Below are 23,091 nucleotides of genomic sequence, written 5' to 3' on the forward strand. Positions count from 1 at the left end.
CGGGTTCGCCTTTACTGGAATTGCGCGTGAACTGCGTTCAGCGCCTGTTGGTTCAGGTTGATGTCGGACATGGCCTGAAGCGATTGTGCAAAGGCTTCGAAGATGTCCTGGCTCAGACCGGCCCCGACCTGTTCGTCGACCGAGGCGCGCAGGGCGGCGTTTTCCGGGTCGTCCAGATCGGCAGGCGATATACCGTCAAGCCGGATCACGAAGACCGCATCCTCGGAGGCTAGGCTGCGGGTTTCACCCGGCGCCATCTCGAACGCGGCCTCTACCAGAGACGGCGGCACGGCGGGAATGAAATCCGAGCGCATCAGCCCGGTTTCCTCAACCGCGGTCAGGCCAAAGGCGGCAAAATCGGCCTCGGTGCCAAGCTGCGTCACAAGGTTGTCCGCCACCGCATTCAGCGCCTCGACGGTGCGGATGCGTGTCATGTCCTCGGCCACCTGGTCGCGGACCTCGTCAAAGGGGATCGGCGCGGCCTCGGTGGTGCCATCCAGCCGCAGGGCGAAGATGCCGCCATCTTCCAGCGTCGCAACTTCCGGGAAGTCGCCTTCGGCGACCTGTTCGGCGGCGGCGCGGAAGGCTTCATAACCAGCAATGGCGTCCTCCGAGGCGGGGTGCCAGTCGATCTTTCCGATCTCAAGCCCTTCTTCCTCTGCCAGTTCCTCAAGCGTGGCACCGGCGGCCAGAAGGTCATCGACCGGCCCGATACGGGCATCGATCTCGCGACGGGCCTTGTCTGCGGCCAGTTCCTCGCGGATGTCGTCGCGGGCTTCTTCGAAAGTGGTGGTCTGGGCGGCCAGGATGCCATTGATGCGGAACAGGGCAGGGCCGAGGTCAGAATTGACCGGGCCGACGATCTCGTTCCCGGCGGCGGCAAAGACCGCCTCGGCCGCGTCACCCAGATCGACGCGGGACACGTCCCCCATGTCGACATCCGCCAGCGCCAGCCCGCGTTCCTCGACCAGCCCTTCAAAGCTGACCTCGCCGCGATCCAGACGGCCACGCGCGTCATCCGCTGCCGCCTGGTCAGCAAAGGCCAGCCGTTCGACAAGGCGGCGTTCGGGGGTGTTGAACTCATCCGCGCGCAGCTCATAAGCCGCCATCAGCGCGTCTTCGGCAATCTCGACCTCATCCAGGATCATGTCCGGGGTCAGCAGAGCATAGGTGATCTGGCGCGTTGCGGGCTGCATGTAGCTGTCGATATTGGCGTCGTAATGCGCGCGCAGCTCGTCCTCGGTCGGGGTCGCAACCGGGGCTGCCAGCGTGGTTTCATCCAGCCGTGCCCAGGTGAAATCGCGCATCTCTCCGGCCCAGTTCAAAAGCGTATCGCTATAGGTCGAGGGCATCACCACCCCCGCCGCAACCGCGCCCTGCAACAGGGTGCGGACGGTGTCTTCGCGGATCGAATCCTCGAACTGGGATTCGCTCATGCCCGCCTGCTGCATGGCAAAGCGATAGGCCTCGCGGTCAAAGCTGCCATCGATCGACTGGAAGGCGGGAATTTCAAGCAATTCGTCGCGCAGGTTCTCATCGCCGATCGACAGGCCCATGCGGTCGGTTTCGGCATCCATCGCGCGTTCCACCACGAGACGGCCCAGCACAACCCGGTCAAGCCCCAGCGTCTGCGCGGTCTGGAAGGAAATCGTCTGCCCGGTCTGGGCCGACAGCGCATTCAGCTCGTTCTGCACGGCGCGGGCGTATTCGTTGATGTCGATCTCCTTGCCGTTGACATCGCCAACGCTCTGGACCGAGCCGCCAAGGTTGGTGACGCCAAAGCCGCCAAGCCCGAAGATCAGCATGGCCATGAGGATCCAGACCAAGGTTTTGGATGTATTGCCCTTCGACATTCTGCCCTCTCTGACTAGCAGTGCAAAAACCTGTTCGCGGATGTCTAAGCGCTTGGCGCAGGGGGGGCAAGAGGCGCGGCGTGTTTTGCTTGGAAAGCTTTTGGATCAGGGCCGGAATGCGGCCAGACGCGCCGACATTTCCGCGATCCCGGCGCGGTCGACATTGGCAAAGGCAATGCGCAGGTGCCGGGTGCCGTCTGGATCACCTTCGGGCGTGAACAGCGTGGCGGGCAGGGGCAGCACATGCGCCTGCCGCACCAACGCGCGGGCAAGGTCGGGGCTGGTCATGTCAAACGGATGTTCGAGATAGGCGAAATAGGCCCCGACGCCTTTCAGCCGCCACCCCTGATCCGCCAGTGGCCCGAAATGGTCGGATATCGCGGCGCGGCGGTCCAGGATCTCGGCCCGTTCGCCCGCCAGCCATTGCGCCAGATTGCGCATCCCCCACAGGGCGGCATGCTGGCCGATCTGGTTGGGGCAGATCGTGACCGTGTCGAGGAATTTCTCGGCCTCGGCGATCAGGTCCGTGCCCGCAATCATCGCGCCCACCCTGTGCCCGGTCAGGCGGTAAGCCTTGGAGAAGGAATAGAGGTGAACAACGGTTTCCGCCCAGCCGGGGTCGGCAAACAGGTCATGCGGCGCCCCGGTGCGGCTGTCGAAATCGCGATAGGTCTCGTCAATGATCAGTTTCAGACCGTGACGGCTGGCAAGATCGGCGAAAGCGTGGACCAGATCGGCGGGGTATTCGACACCGCCGGGATTGTTCGGCGTGACCAGAACGATCGCTTTGGTGCGGGGAGAGATCAGGGTTTCGGCATGTCCCGGATCGGGCAGCAAATCCGCCCCGGTCGGCAGTGGCACGGCGGTGACGTCCAGCATGTCGAGCCACATTTTATGGTTGAAATACCATGGGGTTGGAAGAAGAACCTCATCCCCTCCACCGCACAGCGCCATGATCGCGGCAGAAAACGCCTGATTGCAGCCCGAGGTGATGGCGACCTGCGCTGTGGCGATCTGCCCGCCGTAGGCGGCGGACCACTGTGTTGCGACCTCGGCGCGCAACGCCGGCAGACCCAGCACCGGCCCATAGAGATGGGCCGACGGATCATTCACAGCGATATCGGCGATGTGATGGCGCAGACCCTCGGGCGGTGCCGCAACCGGGGCCGCCTGACTGACATTGATCAGCGGCTTTTCGGATGTAAATTCAACCCCTTGCAACCATTTCTGCGCCTCCATGATCGGCGGCGTAAAGGTCTGGCTGGTGCGTGGGCGGGTCATTGGCTTGTCTCGTTCACGCGGCGTACATATCTGAAGACTATGTCAGATTTCTTTGCTGCTATCTTCGTCCTGATCGCTGTCGCGGCATTCATCACGCTGATCTGGCAACTCTTCATGATCGTTGCTGATATGGCTGAGGAACGCGGTCGTGATCCGACTGGATGGGTCTTGCTTGCCTTGTTCTGGTCCCCGTTCGGGGCGATGTTCCTGCTGTGGCTATTTGGCCCGGTGAACCCCAAACGGTGACAACCGATCAGAAGATTGTTCACCCGGACCAGCAAGTCAAACCTCAGTCCGTGCCGCGATAGGGCTCGACATATTGCAGGGCCATGTCCCAGGGGAAGAAGATCCAGGTGTCCTGGCTGACCCCGGTGATGAACGTATCGACCATCGGTTCGCCCAGCGGCTTGGCATAGACGGTGGCGAAATGCGCCTTGGGATACATCTGCCGCACCAGCTCCAGCGTCTTGCCGGAATCGACAAGGTCATCGACGATCAGGATGCCTTCGCCGTCGCCCATCAGCGTCGCATCGGGGCTTTTCAGCACCTGTGCCTCGCGCTGCTGGTCCTGTTTGCCGCCGCCGGAATGATAGGATTTCACGCTGATCGTATCGACAGTGCGGATGTCCAGTTCGCGGCTGACGATCATCGCCGGGGCCATGCCGCCGCGCGTGATGGCCACGACTGCCCGCCATGCGCCATCGTCCGGCCCCTTGCCGTCCAGACGCCAGGCCAGCGCCCGGCTGTCGCGGTGAATCTGGTCCCAGCTGATGTGGAACCCTTTTTCGTGGGGCAGGCGGTCGCTCATGATCGTGATCCTCGGCAAATCTCGGTTGGCAATCTTCTAGCAGATGTTGCGTTTGGCGCAATCCGCTTGCGGCGCTATGCGCGGGACCGCCCCGGCATCACAGCGCGGCGATCTTGATTCCCAGTGCCGCCAGAAGCCCGCCGAACACCCGGTCGATCAGGTGTTTCAGCCCGATATAGACCTGCCTCGTGCGGTCCAGCGAAAACAGCCGCGCGACACAGGTGTTCCACAGGAATTCACCAAGGAAGATGCAGACCAGCAGCAGGGCCAGCGACAGTGGGCTGGCATCACCCGGCACCGTGCCGACAAAGACCGCGCCGAAGAACACCGCCGGTTTCGGATTGGCCAGCTGGGTCCAGATGCCAAGCCGCAGCGCAGCCCAGGGAGAGGTCGGCGTGACATCGGTGGCGGCGTCTTCAAGCGGCACATCCGCCGCGCGCCACATCTTGATCGCGGTCCAGATCAGGAAGGCCGCGCCGCCGATTTTCAGGACGGTGAGAAGAAAGGGCGCGTATTCGAACAAAAGCGCCAGCCCGAACAGGGCCGCGCCCGCCCAGATGACCGCACCCAGCCCGATGCCGACAGACAAGGCTGCCCCGGTTTTCAAACCGTGCTGCAACCCGACCCGGGCCGACATCAGAACGGCGGGGCCGGGGCTGATCGCGGCCATCAGGCATAAGGAAACAGCAGCCAGAAACGCCGCGGCGCTCATTTGCGGCCTGTCACGACGTCGATATCGGGTGCGTCGACGGCTTTCATGCCGACCACGTGATAGCCCGCATCGACGTGCAGGTTTTCCCCCGTCACGCCCGAACCGAGGTCGGACAACAGGTAAAGCGCCGATTTGCCCACATCATCAATCGTCACGTTGCGGCGCAGGGGCGAGTTCAGCTCGTTCCATTTCAGGATATAGCGGAAATCGCCGATGCCGCTGGCGGCCAGCGTCTTGATCGGCCCGGCGGAAATGGCGTTGACGCGGATACCGTCCTTGCCAAGGTCTTCCGCCAGATACATGACCGACGCTTCAAGCGCGGCCTTGGCGACGCCCATGACATTGTAATGCGGCATCACCTGTTCGGCGCCGTAATAGGTCAGGGTCAGCGCGCTGGCCCCGGCATCCATCAGCTTTTCGGCGCGCTGCATCACGGCGGTGAAGGAATAGACGCTGACATCCATGGTCAGCTTGAAATTGTCGCGGCTGGTATCGACATAGCGGCCGCGCAGCTCGTTCTTGTCGGAGAATCCGATGGCGTGAACAAGAAAATCGATCTTGCCCCATTTCGCCTCGATCTCGGCAAAGGCGGCATCGATCGACGCCTCGTCCGAGACGTCACAGTCGATCAGCGTGTCGACGCCCAGCTGGTCGGCCAGCGGCACAACCCGCTTGCGAAACGCGTCGCCCACATAGGTAAACGCCATTTCCGCCCCCGCATCGGCCAGCGCCTTTGCGATGCCCCAGGCAATGGATTTGTCATTGGCAAGGCCCATAATCAGGCCACGTTTTCCCGCCATCAGATTGTTTGACATTCCCTCGTCTCCGTCCAAAGTCCTGTTGCAGCGACAATGCGAGGACCTTTAGGCGATCGCGGGAGGCGCTTCAAGGGCTTGACGCCGGGTCAGTGACAAGAGGGAGCAGGGCTAAATGAGTGACAGAACCGGAATTTTTGCGGGTGACGACCCGTTCGAAATCGCCCGCCAATGGCTGGCCGAGGCCGAGAAAACCGAGCCCAACGACCCCAATGCCATCGCGCTGTCGACGGTGGATTCGGACGGGCTGCCCAACGCGCGCATGGTGCTTCTGAAAGAGATCGAACCGGACGCCTTCGTATTTTACACCAACTACGGCAGCGCCAAGGCGCAAGAGATCGACGGCGCGGGCAAGGCCGCCTTCGTGATGCACTGGAAATCGCTGCGCCGGCAGGTGCGGGTGCGCGGGCTGGTCAGCCGGGAAGAGGGGCCGCAGGCGGATGAATACTATGCGTCGCGGTCGCTGAAAAGCCGGCTGGGGGCCTGGGCCTCGCAACAGTCACAGCCCCTGTCCAGCCGGGCCGCGCTGATGGCCGAGGTTGCCAAGGTCACCGCCCAGCATGGCACCGCCCCGAAACGCCCGCCGTTCTGGGGCGGCTACCGGATCACCCCGGTCGAAATCGAGTTCTGGGCCGATGGTCAGTTCCGGTTGCATGACCGGTTTGTCTGGCGGCGCGAAACCCCCGCGTCACCCTGGCAAATCCAGCGTCTCAATCCGTGACAGCCACGTTACGCGAAATGCAAATCACTGAAAACAATGCAACTTTACCCTTGCCGTTTACGTCAAATTCTAGCAGGCTGACCGCCGTGGGGATGGAAGTTTCAGGGTATGTCGTTGACCAAGAACGATAAAACCTGCGAGAGAATCGCGGGACGTGTAAAGTGGTTCGATCCGGTAAAAGGGTTCGGATTCGTCGTCGTGGAAGGGGTGTCTCAGGACATTCTTCTGCATGCCAATGTGTTGCGCAATTTTGGCCAGAGCTCGGTTGCCGATGGCGCCGGGATCGAGATCGCCATGCAGGACACGGATCGCGGCAAGCAGGCGACCGAGATCTTTCGGATCGAGCCCCCGGAAAGCCCGGCGGAAAGCGCGCTTGAGGATTTGCGGGATCTCGATCAGGACGCGATCCGCGCCGCCGCGCTGGAACCTGCGCGGGTCAAGTGGTTCGACAAGACGCGGGGATTCGGGTTTGCCAATGTCTTTGGCAGCACCGATGACGTCTTTGTTCATGTCGAGGTGCTGCGCCGCTCGGGGCTGGCCGATCTTCAGCCCGGAGAGGCGCTGGCCATGCGGGTGATCGACGGCAAACGGGGCCGTATGGCGACCGAGGTCGCGGCCTGGGAACATGCGGTCAAGGAAAACAACCTCTGATGCGCCGCGGGGGGCTGGCGGCTGGTCTTGTCCTGCTGGCCTCTGCGGTTCAGGCCGAGTGTCGTGACGACCGGGTGGAAATCCGCGGGGATTTTGGCCATGCGCGGTTTGCAATCGAGCTGGCCGACACCGCCGAGGAACGCGCCCGCGGGCTGATGTATCGCGAGGCGATGCCGAAAAGCGCAGGGATGCTGTTTGTGTACCCCGACGCGCGCGCCGTGGCATTCTGGATGCAGAACACCTTGATTCCGCTCGACATGATCTTTGCCGATCAGACCGGCACGGTCATCAAGGTGCATCACAAGGCGATTCCCCATGACCGGACCCAGATCCCGTCGGATGGGCCGGCGCAGTTCGTGCTTGAGATCAACGGCGGCATGGCGCGCGCGATGGGCCTGGCCGCGGGAGACGTGCTGCGCCATCCCCGCATAGACCAGTCCGGCGCGGCCTGGCCCTGTGATGACTGACGCGATTTTTCCGCCTTAGTGCGCCGGTTCTTGCGCTGGGGCTGCTTTGGGGCTTTTCAATCCGGGCAACCGGGGGTAAACCACGCCTCGGTCCGGGGCGTAGCGCAGTCTGGTAGCGCACCTGTTTTGGGTACAGGGGGTCGCAAGTTCGAATCTTGCCGTCCCGACCATCTTCCACAATCGACGAAAATGACACGTGCCATGGGGCGCGAATCGCGGCGCCCCTGCGCCGTGCTGTCGCCGAAGACAAAATCTGCGACAATTTCGTGACGCACATCGAAATGTAGACGAATTGCTTATCTTTTCACCATATGTAGTGTTCGCGTTAGGGCGGGGCTGTTGACCTAATGTGAAAAAACCGTTGTTTCAAAAGCCGTTCCGCGCCGAGGTTCAACAACCAACTTTTGACCACCCGGTCAGCGTTAATATTTGGAATCAATGGGTGGGTGCGTCGGGGCCGCAGATTCGGGACCGGTCAACCGCAAAAAGAACTGTTTAGATAAAATAAAGTTCTTGATCCTCGCCCCTCCGATACGCCAGATTGTGTGAGCGGATCGGGAATGCCACAACATATAGTGGCTACAGCGATCGGGCAGGGACAATGGCTCCTCTCATAGACCGGACAGGTTTCGGTGTTTGATAAACGGCTTCGCTTTACGGCGAGGGCGTCACGGAACCGCTTTCCCTGCGGGTCGCCCCATCCGCACGAGACCCATCGCGGTCATGTCGGGACACATAGAGTTAACATTTTGGGGCGACCATGAAGATCGAGAGAAAATTCACCAAGGCCGGGCAAGACGCATATGCGGCGCTGGATTTCGTGACCACGGAATCAGAGATTCGCAACCCGGACGGCACCATCGTGTTCCGTCTCGACAATGTCGAAGTGCCCGCCACCTGGAGCCAGGTCGCATCCGACGTGATCGCGCAGAAATACTTCCGCAAGGCCGGTGTCCCCGCCAAGCTGAAGCGCGTGAAGGAAAAAGGCGTGCCGGAATTCCTGTGGCGCTCGGTGCCCGATGGCGAGGGCGTCGAAACCGGGGGCGAGACCTCGGCCAAGCAGGTGTTCGACCGTCTTGCCGGTGCCTGGACCTACTGGGGCTGGAAAGGTGGCTATTTCTCGACCGAGGCCGACGCCCAGGCCTATTTCGATGAGATGCGCTTCATGCTGGCGACGCAAAAGGCGGCGCCGAACTCTCCGCAATGGTTCAACACCGGCCTGCACTGGGCTTATGGCATCGATGGTCCGGGTCAGGGCCACTATTATGTCGACTACAAGACCGGCAAGCTGACCAAGTCGAAATCGGCTTATGAGCATCCCCAGCCCCATGCCTGCTTCATCCAGTCGGTCGCCGACGATCTGGTGGGCGAGGGCGGCATCATGGACCTCTGGGTCCGCGAAGCACGCCTGTTCAAATACGGCTCGGGCACCGGCACCAACTTCTCGTCCCTGCGCGCCGATGGCGAATCGCTCTCGGGTGGCGGCAAGTCCTCGGGGCTGATGGGCTTTCTGAAGATCGGGGATCGCGCAGCCGGCGCGATCAAATCAGGCGGGACAACCCGTCGGGCAGCCAAGATGGTGATCGTCGATGCAGACCATCCCGACATCGAGGAATACATCAACTGGAAAGTGAAGGAAGAGCAGAAGGTCGCTTCGATCGTCGCCGGCTCGAAGATGCACGAAGAAAAGCTGAATGGCATCTTCGCGGCGATCAAGGCATGGGACGGCAAGGAAGAGGACGCCTATGACCCGAACACCAACGAGGGTCTGAAAGCGGCGATCCGCGACGCGAAAAAGGTTGCCATTCCAGAGACTTATATCAAGCGCGTGCTGGACTATGCCAAGCAGGGCTATGGCTCGATCGAGTTTCCGACCTATGACACGGACTGGGATTCGGAAGCATACGCCTCTGTCTCGGGTCAGAACTCGAACAACTCGATCCGCGTCACCGATGCCTTCCTGAAGGCGGTCAAGGATGACGCCGACTGGGAACTGATCCGCCGCACCGATGGCAGCGTCGCCAAGACCATCAAGGCGCGCAAGCTGTGGGAAGACGTCGGCCACGCGGCCTGGGCCTGTGCCGACCCCGGCATCCAGTTCCACGACACCGTCAACGCCTGGCACACCTGCCCGGAAGACGGCGAGATCCGCGGCTCGAACCCCTGTTCGGAATACATGTTCCTTGACGATACGGCCTGTAACCTAGCGTCGATGAACCTGTTGACCTTCCTGAAGGATGGCAAATTCCAGGCCGAGGATTACATCCACGCCACGCGCCTGTGGACCATCACGCTGGAAATCTCGGTGATGATGGCGCAGTTCCCGTCGAAGGAAATCGCCAAGCTGTCCTATGACTTCCGCACGCTGGGTCTTGGCTATGCCAATATCGGCGGCCTCTTGATGAACATGGGCTTCGGCTATGACAGCGACGAAGGCCGCGCATTGACCTCGGCCCTGACCGCGATCATGACCGGCGTCTCTTATGCGACCTCGGCGGAAATGGCGGGCGAACTGGGGGCCTTCCCGGGCCACGCCCGCAACGCAGACCACATGCTGCGCGTGATCCGCAACCACCGCCGCGCGGCCTATGGCGCGACCGACGGGTATGAAGGTCTGGAAGTGAAACCGGTCCCGATGGACGCGGCCAGTTGCCCCGATCAGACGCTGGTGAAGCTGGCGCAATCCTCGTGGGACGAGGCGCTGAAGCTGGGCGAGAAGCACGGGTATCGCAACGCCCAGGTCTCGGTCATCGCACCGACCGGCACCATCGGCCTTGTCATGGATTGCGACACCACCGGGATCGAACCCGATTTCGCGCTGGTCAAGTTCAAGAAGCTGGCAGGCGGCGGCTATTTCAAGATCATCAACCGCTCGGTTCCCACCGCGCTTGAGAACCTTGGCTATTCCTCCAGCCAGATCGAGGAAATCGTGTCCTATGCCGTCGGTCACGGCAGCATCGGCAACGCGCCGGGGATCAACCACACCTCGCTGATCGGCCACGGCTTTGGCCAGAACGAGATCGACAAGGTTGAGGCGGCGCTTGGCTCGGCCTTCGACATCCGCTTCGTGTTCAACCAGTGGACGCTGGGCGAAGAGTTCTGCCAGAACGTACTGGGCATCCCGGCCGAGAAGCTGAACGACCCGTCTTTCGACCTGCTGCGTCACCTCGGTTACAGCCGCAAGGACATCGAGGCCGCCAACGATCACGTCTGCGGGACGATGACGCTGGAAGGGGCGCCGCACCTGAAGGAAGAACATTACCACATCTTCGACTGCGCCAACCCCTGTGGCAAGAAAGGCAAGCGTTATCTGAGCGTTGACAGCCATATCACCATGATGGCGGCGGCGCAGAGCTTCATCTCGGGCGCGATCTCAAAGACGATCAACATGCCCAATGACGCCACGATCGAGGATTGCCAGAAGGCCTATGAACTCAGCTGGTCGCTGGGGGTGAAGGCCAACGCGCTCTACCGCGACGGCTCGAAACTGTCGCAGCCTCTGGCGGCGGCGCTGGTCGAGGATGACGACGAGGCGGCCGAGGTGCTGGAAAGCGGCTCGCCCACCGAAAAGGCGGCGGTGCTGGCCGAGAAGATCATCGAGAAGGTGATCGTCAAGGAAATCGTCAAATCGCACCGCGAGAAGATGCCGCATCGTCGCAAGGGCTATACCCAGAAGGCGGTTGTCGGTGGCCACAAGGTCTATCTGCGCACCGGCGAATATGAAGACGGTACGCTGGGCGAAATCTTCATCGACATGCATAAAGAGGGCGCCGGGTTCCGGGCGATGATGAACAACTTCGCCATCGCGGTCTCGGTCGGTCTGCAATACGGTGTGCCGCTGGAAGAGTTCGTCGATGCCTTCACCTTCACCAAGTTCGAACCGGCGGGCATGGTGCAGGGCAACGACTCGATCAAGAACGCGACCTCGATTCTGGATTACGTGTTCCGCGAACTGGCCGTCAGCTACCTGGACCGCACCGACCTGGCGCATGTCAAACCCGAAGGCGCGACCTTTGATGACCTGGGCCGTGGCGAAGAGGAAGGCGTTTCCAACATCAAGGAAATGTCCGACAGCGCGGCGTCCAAGTCCCTGGAAGTGCTGAAACAAATCTCGTCCACGGGCTATCTGCGCAAGCGGCTTCCGCAGGAACTGGTGGTGCTGAACGGCGGTCAGTCGATTGCCGACCCGGTCGCCACGCTGCAAACGCTGGTGCCGGAAACGACCACTGGCACAGGCAGCGCCGCAGCGGTCAGCACGACCACGACCACCACGGCGGTCGCCAGCGGCACGGTCAGCATGGACGCCCGCACCAAGGCCAAGATGCAGGGCTACGAAGGCGAAGCCTGCGGCGATTGCGGCAACTACACGCTGGTGCGCAACGGCACCTGCATGAAATGCAACACCTGCGGCGCGACCAGCGGGTGTAGCTAAGAAGATGAGGGTGGAGGCGGTGTTGCAGCACCGCCTCCGGGCCTCCTCCAGAGTGTTTTGCGTCGAATCTGGAGGCAAACCAATCTGCCCGTTTTTGGGCATAGGAAAGGAGTGAACATATCGCGGATTGGTGATCAATGACGCACCAACTTACCCACAGACTTAACACCAACTTTCTGCTCTAAGCCTGTGGATAACCAGAGAAGGAACCTAATGATGGTTCATGAGAACGAGCTGACTCGTCCTGTTTTGGAGGTGTTGAATGAAAGCCTGCTGGGCGAATTGACAACGACGGAAATTAGGCGAGCTGTCAAAGAGCGGGTCGCATTGTCGGTTGAGGACCTAGCACCCTTGCAAAATCGATCGGATCAAAAGATCGATCAGGTGATACGAAACTTGAAGTGTCATCGTAAAACGCCGGGGAATCCGTTTTGCGAAGGCTTCATTGAAGACGTTCCACGTGGTTTCCGGATCACCGAAAGAGGACGGGCCTACTTGAAGCGCAATTGACGAGACACGGAGCGGGTGCGCTCGCTTCGACGACGTTCAGACCGCAGGCATAAACCTCGGGCAGTAATCATAAGTGAGTCTGAACGGCGAAACTTGGGGGGCTTCGGCCCCCCAATTTTTTTGTCAGGCCGGGACAGGGGGCGCTGCCCCCTCGTTTGAAAACTCGCCGAGTTTTCAAACTTCACCCCCGAGGTATTTCAGGCAAGAGGAAGATGGATTTTGAAGCGGGCGCGAATGGCGCTGTCGAGGTCGGGATCGAACCGCGCGGCGCTGGGGGTGGCGAGGATGTCCTGTTTGCGCGAAGTGGCGTTTTTCAGCAGGTCCGGCTTGCCTTTCTCGGCCCATTCCTTGGGTGAGGTTCGGTCTCCAAGTGACGGATAAACATGATCTTTCTGCATTCGGCCCAGGGTTTCACCGGTGCCCAGATAATGGCCGGGACCGCCAAGGCAGACCTCGGCGATCTGATCCAGCGCCAGCGTGGTGTCATCGACCTCGATCCCGCGCACACAGCGCAAGGCCTGACCGATCAGGTCATCGCCAAGGATCAGGCTTTCGTGGCAGAAACCCAAGAGCGAGGCATGCATCCCGGCGGCTTCATAGACCATGTTCAGCCCCGACAGCCCGGCCATGACATTGGAACACATCTGTTCCCATCCCGCCTGCATGTCGGGCAGTTTGCTGTCCGAGGCACCGGCGGCAGCGCCTCCGGGCAGGCTGTAGAACTTGTGCATCTGGGCGCAACCCGCCGTCAGCAGCGCCTGTTCGCCCGAGCCGACCGTCATCGCTCCGGTGCGCAGATCAAGGCCGAAAGGCCATGTGCCGAAGATCGCCGGATGACCGGGCGCGATGGCGTTGACATAGACCACGCCCGCCAGGCATTCCGCCACCGATTGCACGATGGCCCCGGCAATGGTCGAGGGCGCGGTGGCCCCGGCCATGCCTGCCGACAACAGCAGGACCGGCATGCCACCCGCGATACAGGCTTCCATGACAAGGCAGGCGTCGGTGGCGAATTTCATCGGCGGCACGACGAAGCAATTGGAATTGCTGACAAAGGGGCGCGCGCGCCATGCGTCTTCGCTGCCCGCGATCATGTGCAGCATCTCCAGCGCGTCGGCGACGAACCCCGGTTCGGTGAAAGAGGTGCCGACATGTTTCGTGGTGCCAGAACAGCAGGCATAGATCGTGTTCAGGTCCATCTCGCGGTTGTCGGGGATGTCGCGGGCGACCATTGGGCGTTGGACGAAATGGATATTGTCCAGTCTGTCGGCGATACGGGCGGCGTCGTGCAGGTCCTGAACGGTCGAGTCGCGATAGCTGCGGCCATCGACATCGACCATGTGGACGGCGGCTCCGGCGGTTCCGAAATGTACCCTGTTTCCAGTTAGGTGCAGGTCGTTCTTCATGTCGCGCGAAGGCAGGGTGACATCCCGGTTCGCGGTCTGAAGCGCTGCTTCGACCACGGCGCGGGGAAAGCGCAGACGGCCATCGGCGCCCAAGGTGGCGCCGACGCGGGTCATGTGGTCGATCCCGCTGGGTGGCGCGTCGGCCAGCCCGATCTGTTCCAGCGCGGTCAGGGCCGCTTCGTGGATGCGGGTCACGTCGGTGTCAGAGAGCGGCCGGTATTGCCCGCCCTCAAGTCCGGCCCGGACCGGGCGGGTGTCAGCGGCAAGCGGGGCGGCGCGGGCGGCGCGTCGTGCGGCGCGGCCAGAGCGTCGGGGGGAGTGGTCAGTCATGGAGGGCGTCCTGTGGCGGGAAAGGGGAAAAAGGCGGTCAAACCCGTTCCGGCCGCCCACGCGCGGCGCGCCCCCGGCGTCCGCCGATGGTGACGATGACCAGCGTGATCTTGCTGCGCATTGCCTGCATGACATGTCTCCTTCGCCCATAGGGGCAGAGGATCGCGCGCCGTGCAGCGCTGTTTGCGACGCAATGTCGTTTTTGGTCAGTCTGACAGGGGGGCCGCGAAATCGACCAGAACCCGCAATGCTTCGGCAAAGCGGTCATCGTCGATGGTCATGGCGACGCGCACATGGCCCGCCGCCGACTGGCCAAAGCTTTCGCCCGGCATGACCGCGATCCGGTGGGCATCCAGCAGGCGGTTGGCGAAATCCTCGCCGCTCAGCCCGGTCGTGCGGATATCCAGCATCAGGTACATCGCCCCCTGCGCCGGGATCAGGCCCACGGCGTTCTGACCTTCGAGAATGTCCTGCGCCAGCGCCCGGCGGCGGCGGAACGGGGCCGAGACCTCGTCTTCAAGGGCGGTGCCCTGCGCCAGCGCGAACTCTGCCGCGTCCTGAATGAACCCCGCGACGCCATAGGTGGTGTGGGTGGCAAGGGTGATAAGGGTCTGGATCACCTCTTCAGGGCCGGCGATCCAGCCGATGCGACTGCCGGTCATGGCATGGCTTTTCGACATCGACCCGACCACCAGCGTGCGGTCGGTCATGCCGGGCAGGGCGCGGGGGCTGAGGTGGGCACCCTGCCAGACCTGCGTGTCATAGACCTCGTCCGAGATCAGCCACAGATCGTTTTCGATGCAGACCGATGCGATCCCCTCAAGCGTCTGGCGGGAATAGACCGTGCCGGTGGGGTTGTTCGGCGTGTTGATCAGCAGCGACTTGGCACCGCTGGCAAGGCGGGCGATGTCGTCGGGGCGGGGCTGAAACGCGTCCTCGGCATGGGTCGGCACCGGGACCGGCACCGCGCCGACGCTGCGGATGGTGCCGGGGTAGGTGGCGTAATAGGGGTCAAGGAACAGCGCCCGGTCGCCTTCGTCACAGACCGCGTGATGGCTGGCGAATAGGGCCGACTGGCCGCCGGGGGTGATCAGGATGTTGTCGCGGGTGGTGGGAACCCCGGTGCGTGCCGTCAGCCGGTCTGCCACCGCGTCGCGCAGACCCGGCGTGCCGGGCACCATGGCATAGCCGGTATGACCGCCCAGCGCCGCGCGATGCATCGCATCGAGGATCACCGGGTCGGTGCGGATGTCATGCTCGCCAATAGTCAGTTCGATCACGTCCTGACCTTCGGCAATCATGCGACGCGCCTTGTAGAACACGTCCCAGCCGTCGGAACCGCCACCGGTCAGATGTGTGATGCGATGTGAAAGCTGCATGTCGCCCCCCCCGTGAATGGAACGCCGAGGGGCACATATCGGGCCGGATTCGTCAAATCAAAATCCGTGATCGGGGGTATCACGCGGGGGGTTGGTCGGCGGCGAGAAGGACAGCGCCTGACCCTGGGTGGGCGAGAAGCGCCCTCCCATGGGGGGGGTCGGGCGCTGCACGGGTGTCCTCCCGGGCTATGCAAGCGCTGAAATGTGGTAGAATGATCGACCCAACCCACAAGGCGACGGAGCCCCCCCCCAGACCGTTTCGCTGCATCTGGGCCTAAGGTGGACGGACTCTGTCCGCTGGTGCCGCCGAGAGAAACCTCATTCCCTCGGCGCCAGGCTGTTCTGCAGCTTCTTGGTCAACCCCGCGCGGATCGTGTCATAGGCGATCTCAAGCCGGTGGCGCAGTGCGTCCTCGCCCGCATCCAGCGGGAACAAAACCCAGGAGCGGTGGAAATAGGGCGCTTTTTGGGCTTCGCCGACCTCGATCAGCATCTGTGCGGTCTCGACATCCGGGGTCTTGACCGAGACGCCGGTCCCTTGCGTGCCGACGCAGGCAAACATCTTGCCGCCGACTTTCCACGCATCATGGCCGCCGCCCCAGGGGTCGGAGCATTCGGCACCGGGGAAGGTGGCGCAGATGGCGTTGACGGTGTCGCGAGACATGGGCTCAGTTTGCCCCGCGGCAAGGTCATTCGTCCACCCCGATATCCGCCGCGCTGTCGCCCATGACATAGCGCGGCCCCTGTCCCAGCCGGCTGGCCGCGTCCTTGGGATTGTAAAGCGCGCAGGTTTTCAGCGACAGGCAACCGCAGCCGATGCAGCTGTCTAGCCGCGCGCGCAGCGCCTGCATCTGCGCGATCCGCGCGTCCAGCTCGGCCCCGAAACGGCGCGAGATCTTGGCCCAGTCGGATTTGGTCGGCGTGCGGGAGTCGGGCAGGGACGACAGCGCCTCGGCGATTTCCTCAAGCGTGAAGCCCAGCGCCTGGCTGATCTTGATGAAGGACAGCCGGCGCAGGTCGGCGCGTTCGAAGCGGCGCTGGCCGCTGTCGGTGCGAAAAGGGCGGACGAATCCCTTTTCCTCGTAGAAGCGGATCGCCGAGGGTGCGAGGCCGGATCGCGCCGAGATTTCACCAATTGAAAATCCATGTCTTTGCAAGCGTCTGTTTTGCATTGGTATTTTTCTATTGAGTTCAAGCTATATTGAGAAACTAGAGTGATTGTCGATGAAATTCAATCACGAAAGGAACTTCAAATGAAACTGGAACATGTCAATGTCACCGTACCCGATGCCAAGGCAACCGCGGCGGTGCTGTGTGATCTCTTTGGCTGGCATATCCGCTGGCAGGGCCCCGCGATCAACGATGGCTTTACCGTGCATGTGGGCACGGATGACAATTATCTGGCGCTTTATTCTCCGGGTGGGGACCTCAGCCCGGCGCAGAACAATTACCTTCAGATCAACGGCTTGAACCATGTCGGGCTGGTGGTTGACGACCTTGACGGGATGGAGACACGTGTGAAGGCGGCGGGCTATACACCGCATAATCACGCCGATTACGAACCCGGTCGGCGGTTCTACTTCGATGGGCCGGACGGGATCGAGTTCGAACTGGTCAGTTACGACTGAGACTTGCCAAACAACATGCGGCGGCCTAGGGTCGCCCCATGACCAGGAACGCGACCATCATTATCTGCTGCATTATCCGCTGACATCGTTGGCGGGCGTTCTTCTATTCCAAACATGAGATGAAGTTGCTAAGTCCCGCGTGATGGACAAGCCGGTGGGTTCTGCCGTGCCATGCGAGGGCTTATGACGACGATCAAACTGCACAACACCATGACCCGGCGAAAAGAGGTCTTTGCCCCGATCGACCCGCAAAACGTGCGGATGTATGTCTGTGGCCCGACGGTCTATGACCGCGCCCATATCGGCAATGCCCGGCCCGTGGTGGTCTTTGACACGCTTTACCGCCTGTTGCGCCATGTCTACGGGGCCGACCACGTCACCTACGTGCGCAATTTCACCGACGTCGATGACAAGATCAACGCGCGGGCCGAGCGTGACGGCGTGCCGATCTCGAAGATCACCGCCGAGACGACGCAATGGTATCTGGATGACATGGGCGCGCTTGGCGCGCTGGAGCCAAACGCCATGCCGCGCGCGACCGAGTATATCCCGCAGATGGTGGCGATGATCGAGGGGCTGATCGAGAAGGGCCACGCCTATGCCGCCGAGGGCCACGTGCTGTTCTCGGTTGAAAGCTATGAGCGTTATGGCGCGCTGTCGGGCCGCTCGGTTGATGACATGATCGCCGGGGCGCGGGTCGAAGTGGCGCCTTACAAGCGTAACCCGATGGATTTCGTGCTGTGGAAACCGTCAAGCGATGACCTGCCGGGCTGGGACAGCCCCTGGGGGCGCGGGCGTCCGGGTTGGCACATCGAATGCTCGGCGATGAGCTACGAATTGCTGGGCGAAAGCTTCGACATTCACGGTGGCGGCAACGACCTGATGTTCCCGCACCACGAAAACGAAATCGCCCAAAGCTGCTGTGCCCATCCCGAAGGTGGTTTTGCGCAGGTCTGGATGCATAACGAGATGCTGCAGGTCGAGGGCAAGAAGATGTCCAAGTCTCTGGGCAACTTCTTCACCGTGCGCGATCTGCTGGATCAGGGCGTGCCGGGCGAGGTGATCCGGTTCGTGTTTCTCAGCACGCATTATGGCAAGCCGATGGACTGGACCGCGAAGAAGGCGGGCGAAGCAGAGGCGACGCTGCGAAAGTGGCGTATGCTGACCGAGGGCATCGAGCCCTCGTCCACCGTGCCCGCAGCAGTGGTTTCCGCCTTGGCAGACGATCTGAACACGGCGGGTGCGATCACAGAATTGCATCGACTGGCCAACGCGAGCGACGTCGCCGAACTTTTGGCGGGTGCGCAGATGCTCGGTCTGTTGACCGATGAAATGGGTGACTGGGCCGATGCACCGGATGCGGATCTATCCGGGCTGGCGAAGGTTCTTGCTGATACACGCGCCAAGGCGATGGAAACCAAGGATTTCTCGGAAGTTGACCGCATCAAGGCCGCGCTGATCGATGCTGGTGTCGAAGTGCGGATGTCCAAAGAGGGCGTCGAACTGGTTCCGGGTCCGGGATTTGATGCCGCGAAGCTGGAAGGGGTGCTGTGATGTATATGCGCGACATGAGGGCAGTGCCCGTCCGCGGGGGGGCGAGAAGCGCCCGCCCGGGGGGGCGGACGGGCGCTGCCCGTGACGCAAGCGCCACGGACAAGGAGTGCAAGCCATGACCCGCGAACGCCTCTATATCTACGACACCACCCTGCGCGACGGGCAGCAGACCCAAGGGGTGCAGTTCTCGACCCCGGAAAAGGCGCAGATCGCTGCCGTGCTGGACACGCTGGGCGTCGATTACATCGAAGGCGGCTGGCCCGGCGCCAACCCGACTGATAGCGAGTTCTTCGAAAGCCGCCCCAAGCTGAACGCCACTTTCACCGCCTTCGGCATGACCAAGCGGGCCGGGATGAGCGCGGAAAACGATGACGTGCTGGCAGGGGTGCTGAACGCGGGCACTCCGGCGGTCTGTCTGGTCGGCAAGACCCATGATTTCCACGTCGTGACCGCGCTTGGCATCAGCTTGGCCGAAAACACCGAGAACATCGCCAAATCCATTGCGCATCTCGTGAAAGAGGGACGCGAGGCGCTGTTTGATGCCGAGCATTTCTTTGACGGCTACAAGGCCAACCCGTCATATGCGCTGGAAGCGATCAAGGCAGCCTATGACGCGGGTGCGCGCTGGATTGTCCTCTGCGATACCAATGGCGGCACGCTGCCTGCGGAAATCAACGCCATCACCAAGTCGGTGATCGAGGCGGGCATCCCCGGCGATCATCTTGGCATCCACACCCATAACGACACCGAAAACGCCGTTGCCGGGTCTCTGGCGGCCATCGACGCGGGCGCGCGGCAGGTGCAGGGCACATTGAACGGGCTGGGCGAGCGCTGTGGCAATGCCAACCTGACCACGCTGATCCCGACGCTGTTGTTGAAGGAACCCTATGCCAGCACGCTGGAGACGGGCATCGCGGTCGAGAATCTGAAGGGGCTGACCCAGGCCAGCCGCCTGCTGGATGACATCCTGAACCGGGTGCCGATGAAACAGGCGCCGTATGTCGGGGCCTCGGCCTTTGCGCATAAGGCGGGGCTGCATGCCAGCGCGATCCTGAAGGATCCCTCGACCTATGAGCATATCGAACCCGAGATAGTCGGCAATGAACGCATCATCCCGATGTCCAACCAGGCCGGGCAGTCGAACCTGCGCAAACGGCTGGCGGATGCCGGGCTGAGCGTCGACAAGGGCAACCCCGCGCTTGGCCGCATCCTGTCGGTCATCAAGGACCGCGAGACGGCGGGCTATAGCTATGACACCGCGCAGGCCAGTTTCGAACTGCTGGCGCGGGCGGAACTGGGGCTGGATCAGGCGTGGTTCGACGTCGAACGTTATCGCGTGATCTCGGAACGCCGCCGCAATGCGCGCGGCCAGATCGTCGTGGAATCCGAGGCGGTGGTGACGGTCCAGATGCCGTCGGGCGACAAGACCACGTCCTATTTCAAGAACGAACATTCCGATGAGATGAGCGACGATGGCCCCGTCAACGCGCTCTGGCAGGCGCTGCGGCAGGATCTTGGCCCCTATCAGGACGTGATTCAGGACGTGCATCTGGTCGACTTCAAGGTGCGCATCACCAATGGCGGCACCGAGGCCGTGACGCGTGTGATTATCGACTTCGAGGATGGCAAGGGGCGGCGTTGGGCCACTGTGGGTGTGTCCGCCAATATCGTCGATGCCGCGTTCGAGGCGCTTCTGGACGCGATCAACTGGAAACTGGTGCGCGACAAGGTGGCCTGACCGGAATGGACTGGGACGCGTTCTTCACCCTGCACAAGGACCTCCCGCGCGAAGGGCCGGGGGACCCGGACGAGGTCGCGCTGGCCTGTCGCGTCGCGGGGACTAAGGCGAACGGCGCGGTTCTGGATGCCGGAAGCGGTCCGGGCGGTGACATTCCTGCGCTGTTGCAGGCGGTGCCGCAGGGCCGGGTGCATGCGGTGGACAGCCACACGCCTTTTGTCGAGGAAATCCGGTCGCGTTTTGCAGATGACCCGCGCGTCACGGCGCGGGCAGGTGACATGCTGGCGGAAACCGGGCCATACGACCTGATCTGGAGCGCGGGTGCGGTCTATTTTGCCGGCATCCCCGAGGCGCTGCGCACGTGGCGCGCCGCTCTTGCCCCCGGTGGTGCAATTGCCTTTTCCGCGCCATGTCTCTTTGACCCGGATGCCAAGGCGATTGCCGAAATCTTCTTCGAAGGCATGGTGCCGCAGGATCGTCGCGGGATCGAGGCCGAGGTTACCTCTGCCGGGTTCCGGGTGATCGCCAGCCGCCCGGTGTCGGATGGTGCGTGGGAGGCCTATTTCGGCCCGCAAGAGGCGCGGATCGCGGCGTTGCGCCCCGGTGCGGATGATGCGCTGGCCGAGGTGCTGGATGCCGCCGAGACGGAAATCGCAACATGGCGCGCGCATAGACGGGCCTTTGGATATGAGCTTGTGGTGGTGAAACCGGCATGACGACCCATGACATGGACCTCAATGCCTGCGCCGCCGAGGTGCAGCGCGGCGACCCGGAACGTTTTGCCGCGATCATGGCCGCGCCGGTGGCGGCGCGGGCGGTGATGCTGCCGATCTTTGCCTTCAACCTTGAAGTCGCCCGCGCGCCATGGGTCACGCAGGAACCAATGATCGCCGAGATGCGCCTGCAATGGTGGCGCGATGCGCTGGACGAGATTGCCAGCGGCGCAAAGGTGCGACGGCACGAGGTTGTGACACCGCTTGCCACGGTTCTGGATGCCGACGGTGCGAAGCTTCTTGATGACGTGGTCGCGGCGCGGCGCTGGGACGTCTATAAAGACCCGTTTGCCGATGCCGCGCAGTTTGCCGATTACCTCAACCGCACCAGCGGCACCCTGTTGTGGGTGGCGTGCCGGGCGCTTGGCGCGGCGGATGGTGCGGAACAGACGGTGCGCGACATCGGTATTGCCAGCGGGCTGGCGAACTGGCTGCGCGCGATCCCCGCGCTTGAGAAAAGCGGGCGGGTGCCGCTGGTCGATGGCCGGCCCGAGGCGGTGGCGCTTCTGGCGCAGCAAGGGCTTGAGCGGTTGCGGTCTGCGCGTGGGCCCATCACCCGTGGCGCGGCCTGGCCCTTGCTGACGACATGGCAGGCGGGGCCGATCCTGAAACAGGCGGCCAGAGATCCCGGCCTTGTTGCGGCAGGTGGGCTGGGGATCAGCGACTTCTCGGCAAAATCCCGGCTGTTGTGGCGGCGCGTCTCGGGTCGGTTTTATTAGGGCTTCAGCGCCTCAGCGCGTTTCCTGCGGGCGCAGCATCAGCCAGATCAGCGCGCCGCCCGCCAGCATCAGGAACGGCGCCATGGCAAGGTTCACGGCGGTCCAGCCGGTCTGGGCATCGCCGCCCGAACAGTTCATCAACCCGCCCGAGGCCAGCGACGCCACCGTCACCCCGCCAAAGACGATCAGGTCATTCAGACCCTGCATCCGGCCACGCTCATGCACGTCATGGGCGGTGGTCAGCATGGTGGTGGCGCCGATGAAACCGAAGTTCCAGCCAAGCCCCAGCAGGACCAGCGCAACGAAGAAGTTTTCCAACTCAACACCTTGCAGCGCAACCGCGCCGGCGGCGGCAAGGATGATCAAGCCGGTGGCGACGATCTTCTCGACCCCGAAGCGGGCAATCAGGTGGCCGGTAAAGAACGAGGGCGCGAACATCGCCAGCACATGCGCCGTGACCACATCCGCGGCGTTGCCCTTGTCAAAACCACAGCCCACAACCGCCAGCGGGGTCGAGGTCATCATCAGGTTCATCAGCGCATAGGACACGGTGGCACAGATCACCGCGACCGCGATGCGCGGCGTCGTGATCAGCTCCCACCGGCTGCGCCCCTTGGGGCTGTCGGCACTTGGCGCGGCAGGTTTCGGGATGTCGATGAACAGAAACAGAAGCGAGCCGACAAGGTTGATCGCGATGATCCCCAGATAAGCGCCAAGGAAGGGCACGACCAGCGCATCAGAGGTCACCTTGACCAGTTGCGGCCCGATCACGGCGGACAGCAGGCCACCCGCCATGACATAGGAAATCGCCTTTGGGCGGAAATCATCGGATGCGGTATCGGCGGCGGCAAAGCGGTAGAACCCCTGCGCGCTCATATAGATACCGGTCAGAAGGCTGCCCAGCAGGAAGACCGGGAACGAGGCAATATAGAGCCCATAGGCCCCCACCGCAGCCCCCGCCGCGCCGCCAAGCGTGCCCAGCATGAACCCGACCCGGCGTCCGTATGTCTGCATGATATGGCTGACCGGCGTTGCCGCCAGCATCGAGCCCATGACGATCATCGAGATCGGCAGGGTTGCAAAACACAGGTTTGACGCCAGCGACTGCCCCGCCAGCCCGCCAATGGTGAAGATCATCGGCATCTGCGCGCCAAGAAATGCCTGTGCCAGCACAAGGATAAACACGTTGCGCTTGGCGCGGCTGTCGTCGCTGATCGCGACGGCCTGTGGATCAGTCTGAATGCTCATGTCGAAACCGTTATCCTGTTAACAAGGGATGGTCCAGACGCTAGGGTCATGAAAAATGCAAAGGGTG

At 62.4% G+C, this 23,091-nt stretch carries 21 protein-coding genes and 1 tRNA gene; 12 read left to right on the forward strand and 10 right to left on the reverse strand.

Annotated elements, in window-relative coordinates; all coding sequences use genetic code 11:
• Nucleotides 1–11 precede the first annotated feature (11 nt).
• Together JQ863_RS10215 and JQ863_RS10220 are read right to left on the reverse strand one after the other, a co-directional pair.
• Complete coding sequence (locus JQ863_RS10215; RefSeq protein WP_204114170.1) at nucleotides 12–1,853, reverse strand: peptidyl-prolyl cis-trans isomerase; 1,842 nt, start codon at nucleotides 1,851–1,853, stop codon at nucleotides 12–14.
• Between the two features lie 105 nt (nucleotides 1,854–1,958).
• A complete protein-coding gene (locus tag JQ863_RS10220; protein ID WP_204114171.1) occupies nucleotides 1,959–3,134 on the reverse strand; it encodes an aminotransferase in 1,176 nt (391 codons plus the stop codon).
• Between the two features lie 39 nt (nucleotides 3,135–3,173).
• Between JQ863_RS10220 and JQ863_RS10225 the strand changes: the two genes are divergently transcribed.
• The gene (locus JQ863_RS10225) at nucleotides 3,174–3,380 is read left to right on the forward strand and encodes a hypothetical protein (protein WP_204114172.1); all 207 of its coding nucleotides are present in this window, start codon (nucleotides 3,174–3,176) and stop codon (nucleotides 3,378–3,380) included.
• Nucleotides 3,381–3,423: 43 nt separating this feature from the next.
• Here the strand turns inward: JQ863_RS10225 and gpt are convergent, their stop codons facing one another.
• From gpt to fabI, 3 genes are all read right to left on the reverse strand, one after another.
• Nucleotides 3,424–3,942 (reverse strand): xanthine phosphoribosyltransferase, encoded by a 519-nt coding sequence (gene gpt / locus JQ863_RS10230; protein WP_204114173.1) that lies wholly within the window; start codon nucleotides 3,940–3,942, stop codon nucleotides 3,424–3,426.
• A 97-nt stretch (nucleotides 3,943–4,039) separates the two neighbouring features.
• Nucleotides 4,040–4,654, reverse strand: a complete 615-nt coding sequence (locus JQ863_RS10235) for a LysE family translocator (protein WP_204114174.1) — start codon at nucleotides 4,652–4,654, stop codon at nucleotides 4,040–4,042.
• Nucleotides 4,651–5,469 carry an enoyl-ACP reductase FabI gene (gene fabI, locus JQ863_RS10240; protein ID WP_204114175.1) on the reverse strand — a complete coding sequence of 273 codons (819 nt, stop codon included), beginning with the start codon at nucleotides 5,467–5,469 and terminating at the stop codon, nucleotides 4,651–4,653. Before fabI ends, JQ863_RS10235 begins: the two co-directional genes overlap by 4 nt.
• Before the next feature lie 115 nt (nucleotides 5,470–5,584).
• Between fabI and pdxH the strand changes: the two genes are divergently transcribed.
• The 6 genes from pdxH to JQ863_RS10270 all read left to right on the forward strand — a co-directional run bounded on the left by pdxH (nucleotide 5,585) and on the right by JQ863_RS10270 (nucleotide 12,250).
• Nucleotides 5,585–6,190: a pyridoxamine 5'-phosphate oxidase gene (gene pdxH, locus JQ863_RS10245; RefSeq protein ID WP_204114176.1), complete on the forward strand. Its 606-nt coding sequence runs from the start codon at nucleotides 5,585–5,587 to the stop codon at nucleotides 6,188–6,190.
• Between the two features lie 108 nt (nucleotides 6,191–6,298).
• Nucleotides 6,299–6,841: a cold-shock protein gene (locus JQ863_RS10250; RefSeq protein WP_204114177.1), complete on the forward strand. Its 543-nt coding sequence runs from the start codon at nucleotides 6,299–6,301 to the stop codon at nucleotides 6,839–6,841.
• On the forward strand, nucleotides 6,841–7,308 hold the full coding sequence (locus tag JQ863_RS10255) for a DUF192 domain-containing protein (protein ID WP_204114178.1): 468 nt from the start codon (nucleotides 6,841–6,843) through the stop codon (nucleotides 7,306–7,308). Before JQ863_RS10250 ends, JQ863_RS10255 begins: the two co-directional genes overlap by 1 nt.
• A 93-nt stretch (nucleotides 7,309–7,401) precedes the next feature.
• Nucleotides 7,402–7,478: transfer RNA gene (locus JQ863_RS10260), tRNA-Pro, on the forward strand.
• Nucleotides 7,479–8,068: 590 nt separating this feature from the next.
• Nucleotides 8,069–11,740 carry a vitamin B12-dependent ribonucleotide reductase gene (locus JQ863_RS10265; RefSeq protein WP_204114179.1) on the forward strand — a complete coding sequence of 1,224 codons (3,672 nt, stop codon included), beginning with the start codon at nucleotides 8,069–8,071 and terminating at the stop codon, nucleotides 11,738–11,740.
• Nucleotides 11,741–11,956: 216 nt separating this feature from the next.
• Entirely contained in the window at nucleotides 11,957–12,250 is a 294-nt protein-coding gene (locus JQ863_RS10270; RefSeq protein WP_204114180.1) for a winged helix-turn-helix domain-containing protein, read from the forward strand.
• Nucleotides 12,251–12,447: 197 nt separating this feature from the next.
• Here the strand turns inward: JQ863_RS10270 and JQ863_RS10275 are convergent, their stop codons facing one another.
• The 4 genes from JQ863_RS10275 to soxR all read right to left on the reverse strand — a co-directional run bounded on the left by JQ863_RS10275 (nucleotide 12,448) and on the right by soxR (nucleotide 16,536).
• Complete coding sequence (locus JQ863_RS10275) at nucleotides 12,448–13,986, reverse strand: trimethylamine methyltransferase family protein (RefSeq protein ID WP_204114181.1); 1,539 nt, start codon at nucleotides 13,984–13,986, stop codon at nucleotides 12,448–12,450.
• Between the two features lie 206 nt (nucleotides 13,987–14,192).
• Nucleotides 14,193–15,365 (reverse strand): pyridoxal phosphate-dependent aminotransferase, encoded by a 1,173-nt coding sequence (locus tag JQ863_RS10280; RefSeq protein WP_204114182.1) that lies wholly within the window; start codon nucleotides 15,363–15,365, stop codon nucleotides 14,193–14,195.
• A gap of 318 nt (nucleotides 15,366–15,683) precedes the next feature.
• Nucleotides 15,684–16,028 carry an MmcQ/YjbR family DNA-binding protein gene (locus JQ863_RS10285; protein WP_204114183.1) on the reverse strand — a complete coding sequence of 115 codons (345 nt, stop codon included), beginning with the start codon at nucleotides 16,026–16,028 and terminating at the stop codon, nucleotides 15,684–15,686.
• Nucleotides 16,029–16,053: 25 nt separating this feature from the next.
• Complete coding sequence (gene soxR / locus JQ863_RS10290; protein WP_204114184.1) at nucleotides 16,054–16,536, reverse strand: redox-sensitive transcriptional activator SoxR; 483 nt, start codon at nucleotides 16,534–16,536, stop codon at nucleotides 16,054–16,056.
• An 81-nt stretch (nucleotides 16,537–16,617) separates the two neighbouring features.
• Here soxR and JQ863_RS10295 point away from each other — a divergent pair, with 81 nt between their 5' ends.
• The 5 genes from JQ863_RS10295 (at nucleotide 16,618) to JQ863_RS10315 (ending at nucleotide 21,776) form a co-directional block, all read left to right on the forward strand.
• On the forward strand, nucleotides 16,618–16,992 hold the full coding sequence (locus JQ863_RS10295) for a VOC family protein (RefSeq protein WP_204114185.1): 375 nt from the start codon (nucleotides 16,618–16,620) through the stop codon (nucleotides 16,990–16,992).
• A gap of 183 nt (nucleotides 16,993–17,175) precedes the next feature.
• Nucleotides 17,176–18,546, forward strand: coding sequence for a cysteine--tRNA ligase (cysS, locus tag JQ863_RS10300; RefSeq protein ID WP_204114186.1), 1,371 nt, complete (start codon nucleotides 17,176–17,178; stop codon nucleotides 18,544–18,546).
• Nucleotides 18,547–18,661: 115 nt separating this feature from the next.
• Entirely contained in the window at nucleotides 18,662–20,284 is a 1,623-nt protein-coding gene (gene cimA, locus JQ863_RS10305) for a citramalate synthase (RefSeq protein WP_204114187.1), read from the forward strand.
• A 5-nt stretch (nucleotides 20,285–20,289) separates the two neighbouring features.
• The gene (locus tag JQ863_RS10310; RefSeq protein WP_239113260.1) at nucleotides 20,290–21,000 is read left to right on the forward strand and encodes a class I SAM-dependent methyltransferase; all 711 of its coding nucleotides are present in this window, start codon (nucleotides 20,290–20,292) and stop codon (nucleotides 20,998–21,000) included.
• A complete protein-coding gene (locus tag JQ863_RS10315) occupies nucleotides 20,997–21,776 on the forward strand; it encodes a squalene/phytoene synthase family protein (RefSeq protein WP_239113261.1) in 780 nt (259 codons plus the stop codon). The genes JQ863_RS10310 and JQ863_RS10315 overlap by 4 nt, the downstream gene beginning before the upstream one ends.
• A 12-nt stretch (nucleotides 21,777–21,788) precedes the next feature.
• Here the strand turns inward: JQ863_RS10315 and JQ863_RS10320 are convergent, their stop codons facing one another.
• Nucleotides 21,789–23,024: an MFS transporter gene (locus tag JQ863_RS10320; protein ID WP_204114188.1), complete on the reverse strand. Its 1,236-nt coding sequence runs from the start codon at nucleotides 23,022–23,024 to the stop codon at nucleotides 21,789–21,791.
• Nucleotides 23,025–23,091 lie beyond the last annotated feature (67 nt).

It is taken from the genome of Shimia biformata (assembly GCF_016888515.1).
GTDB classification, from domain to species: Bacteria; Pseudomonadota; Alphaproteobacteria; order Rhodobacterales; family Rhodobacteraceae; genus Shimia_A; species Shimia_A biformata.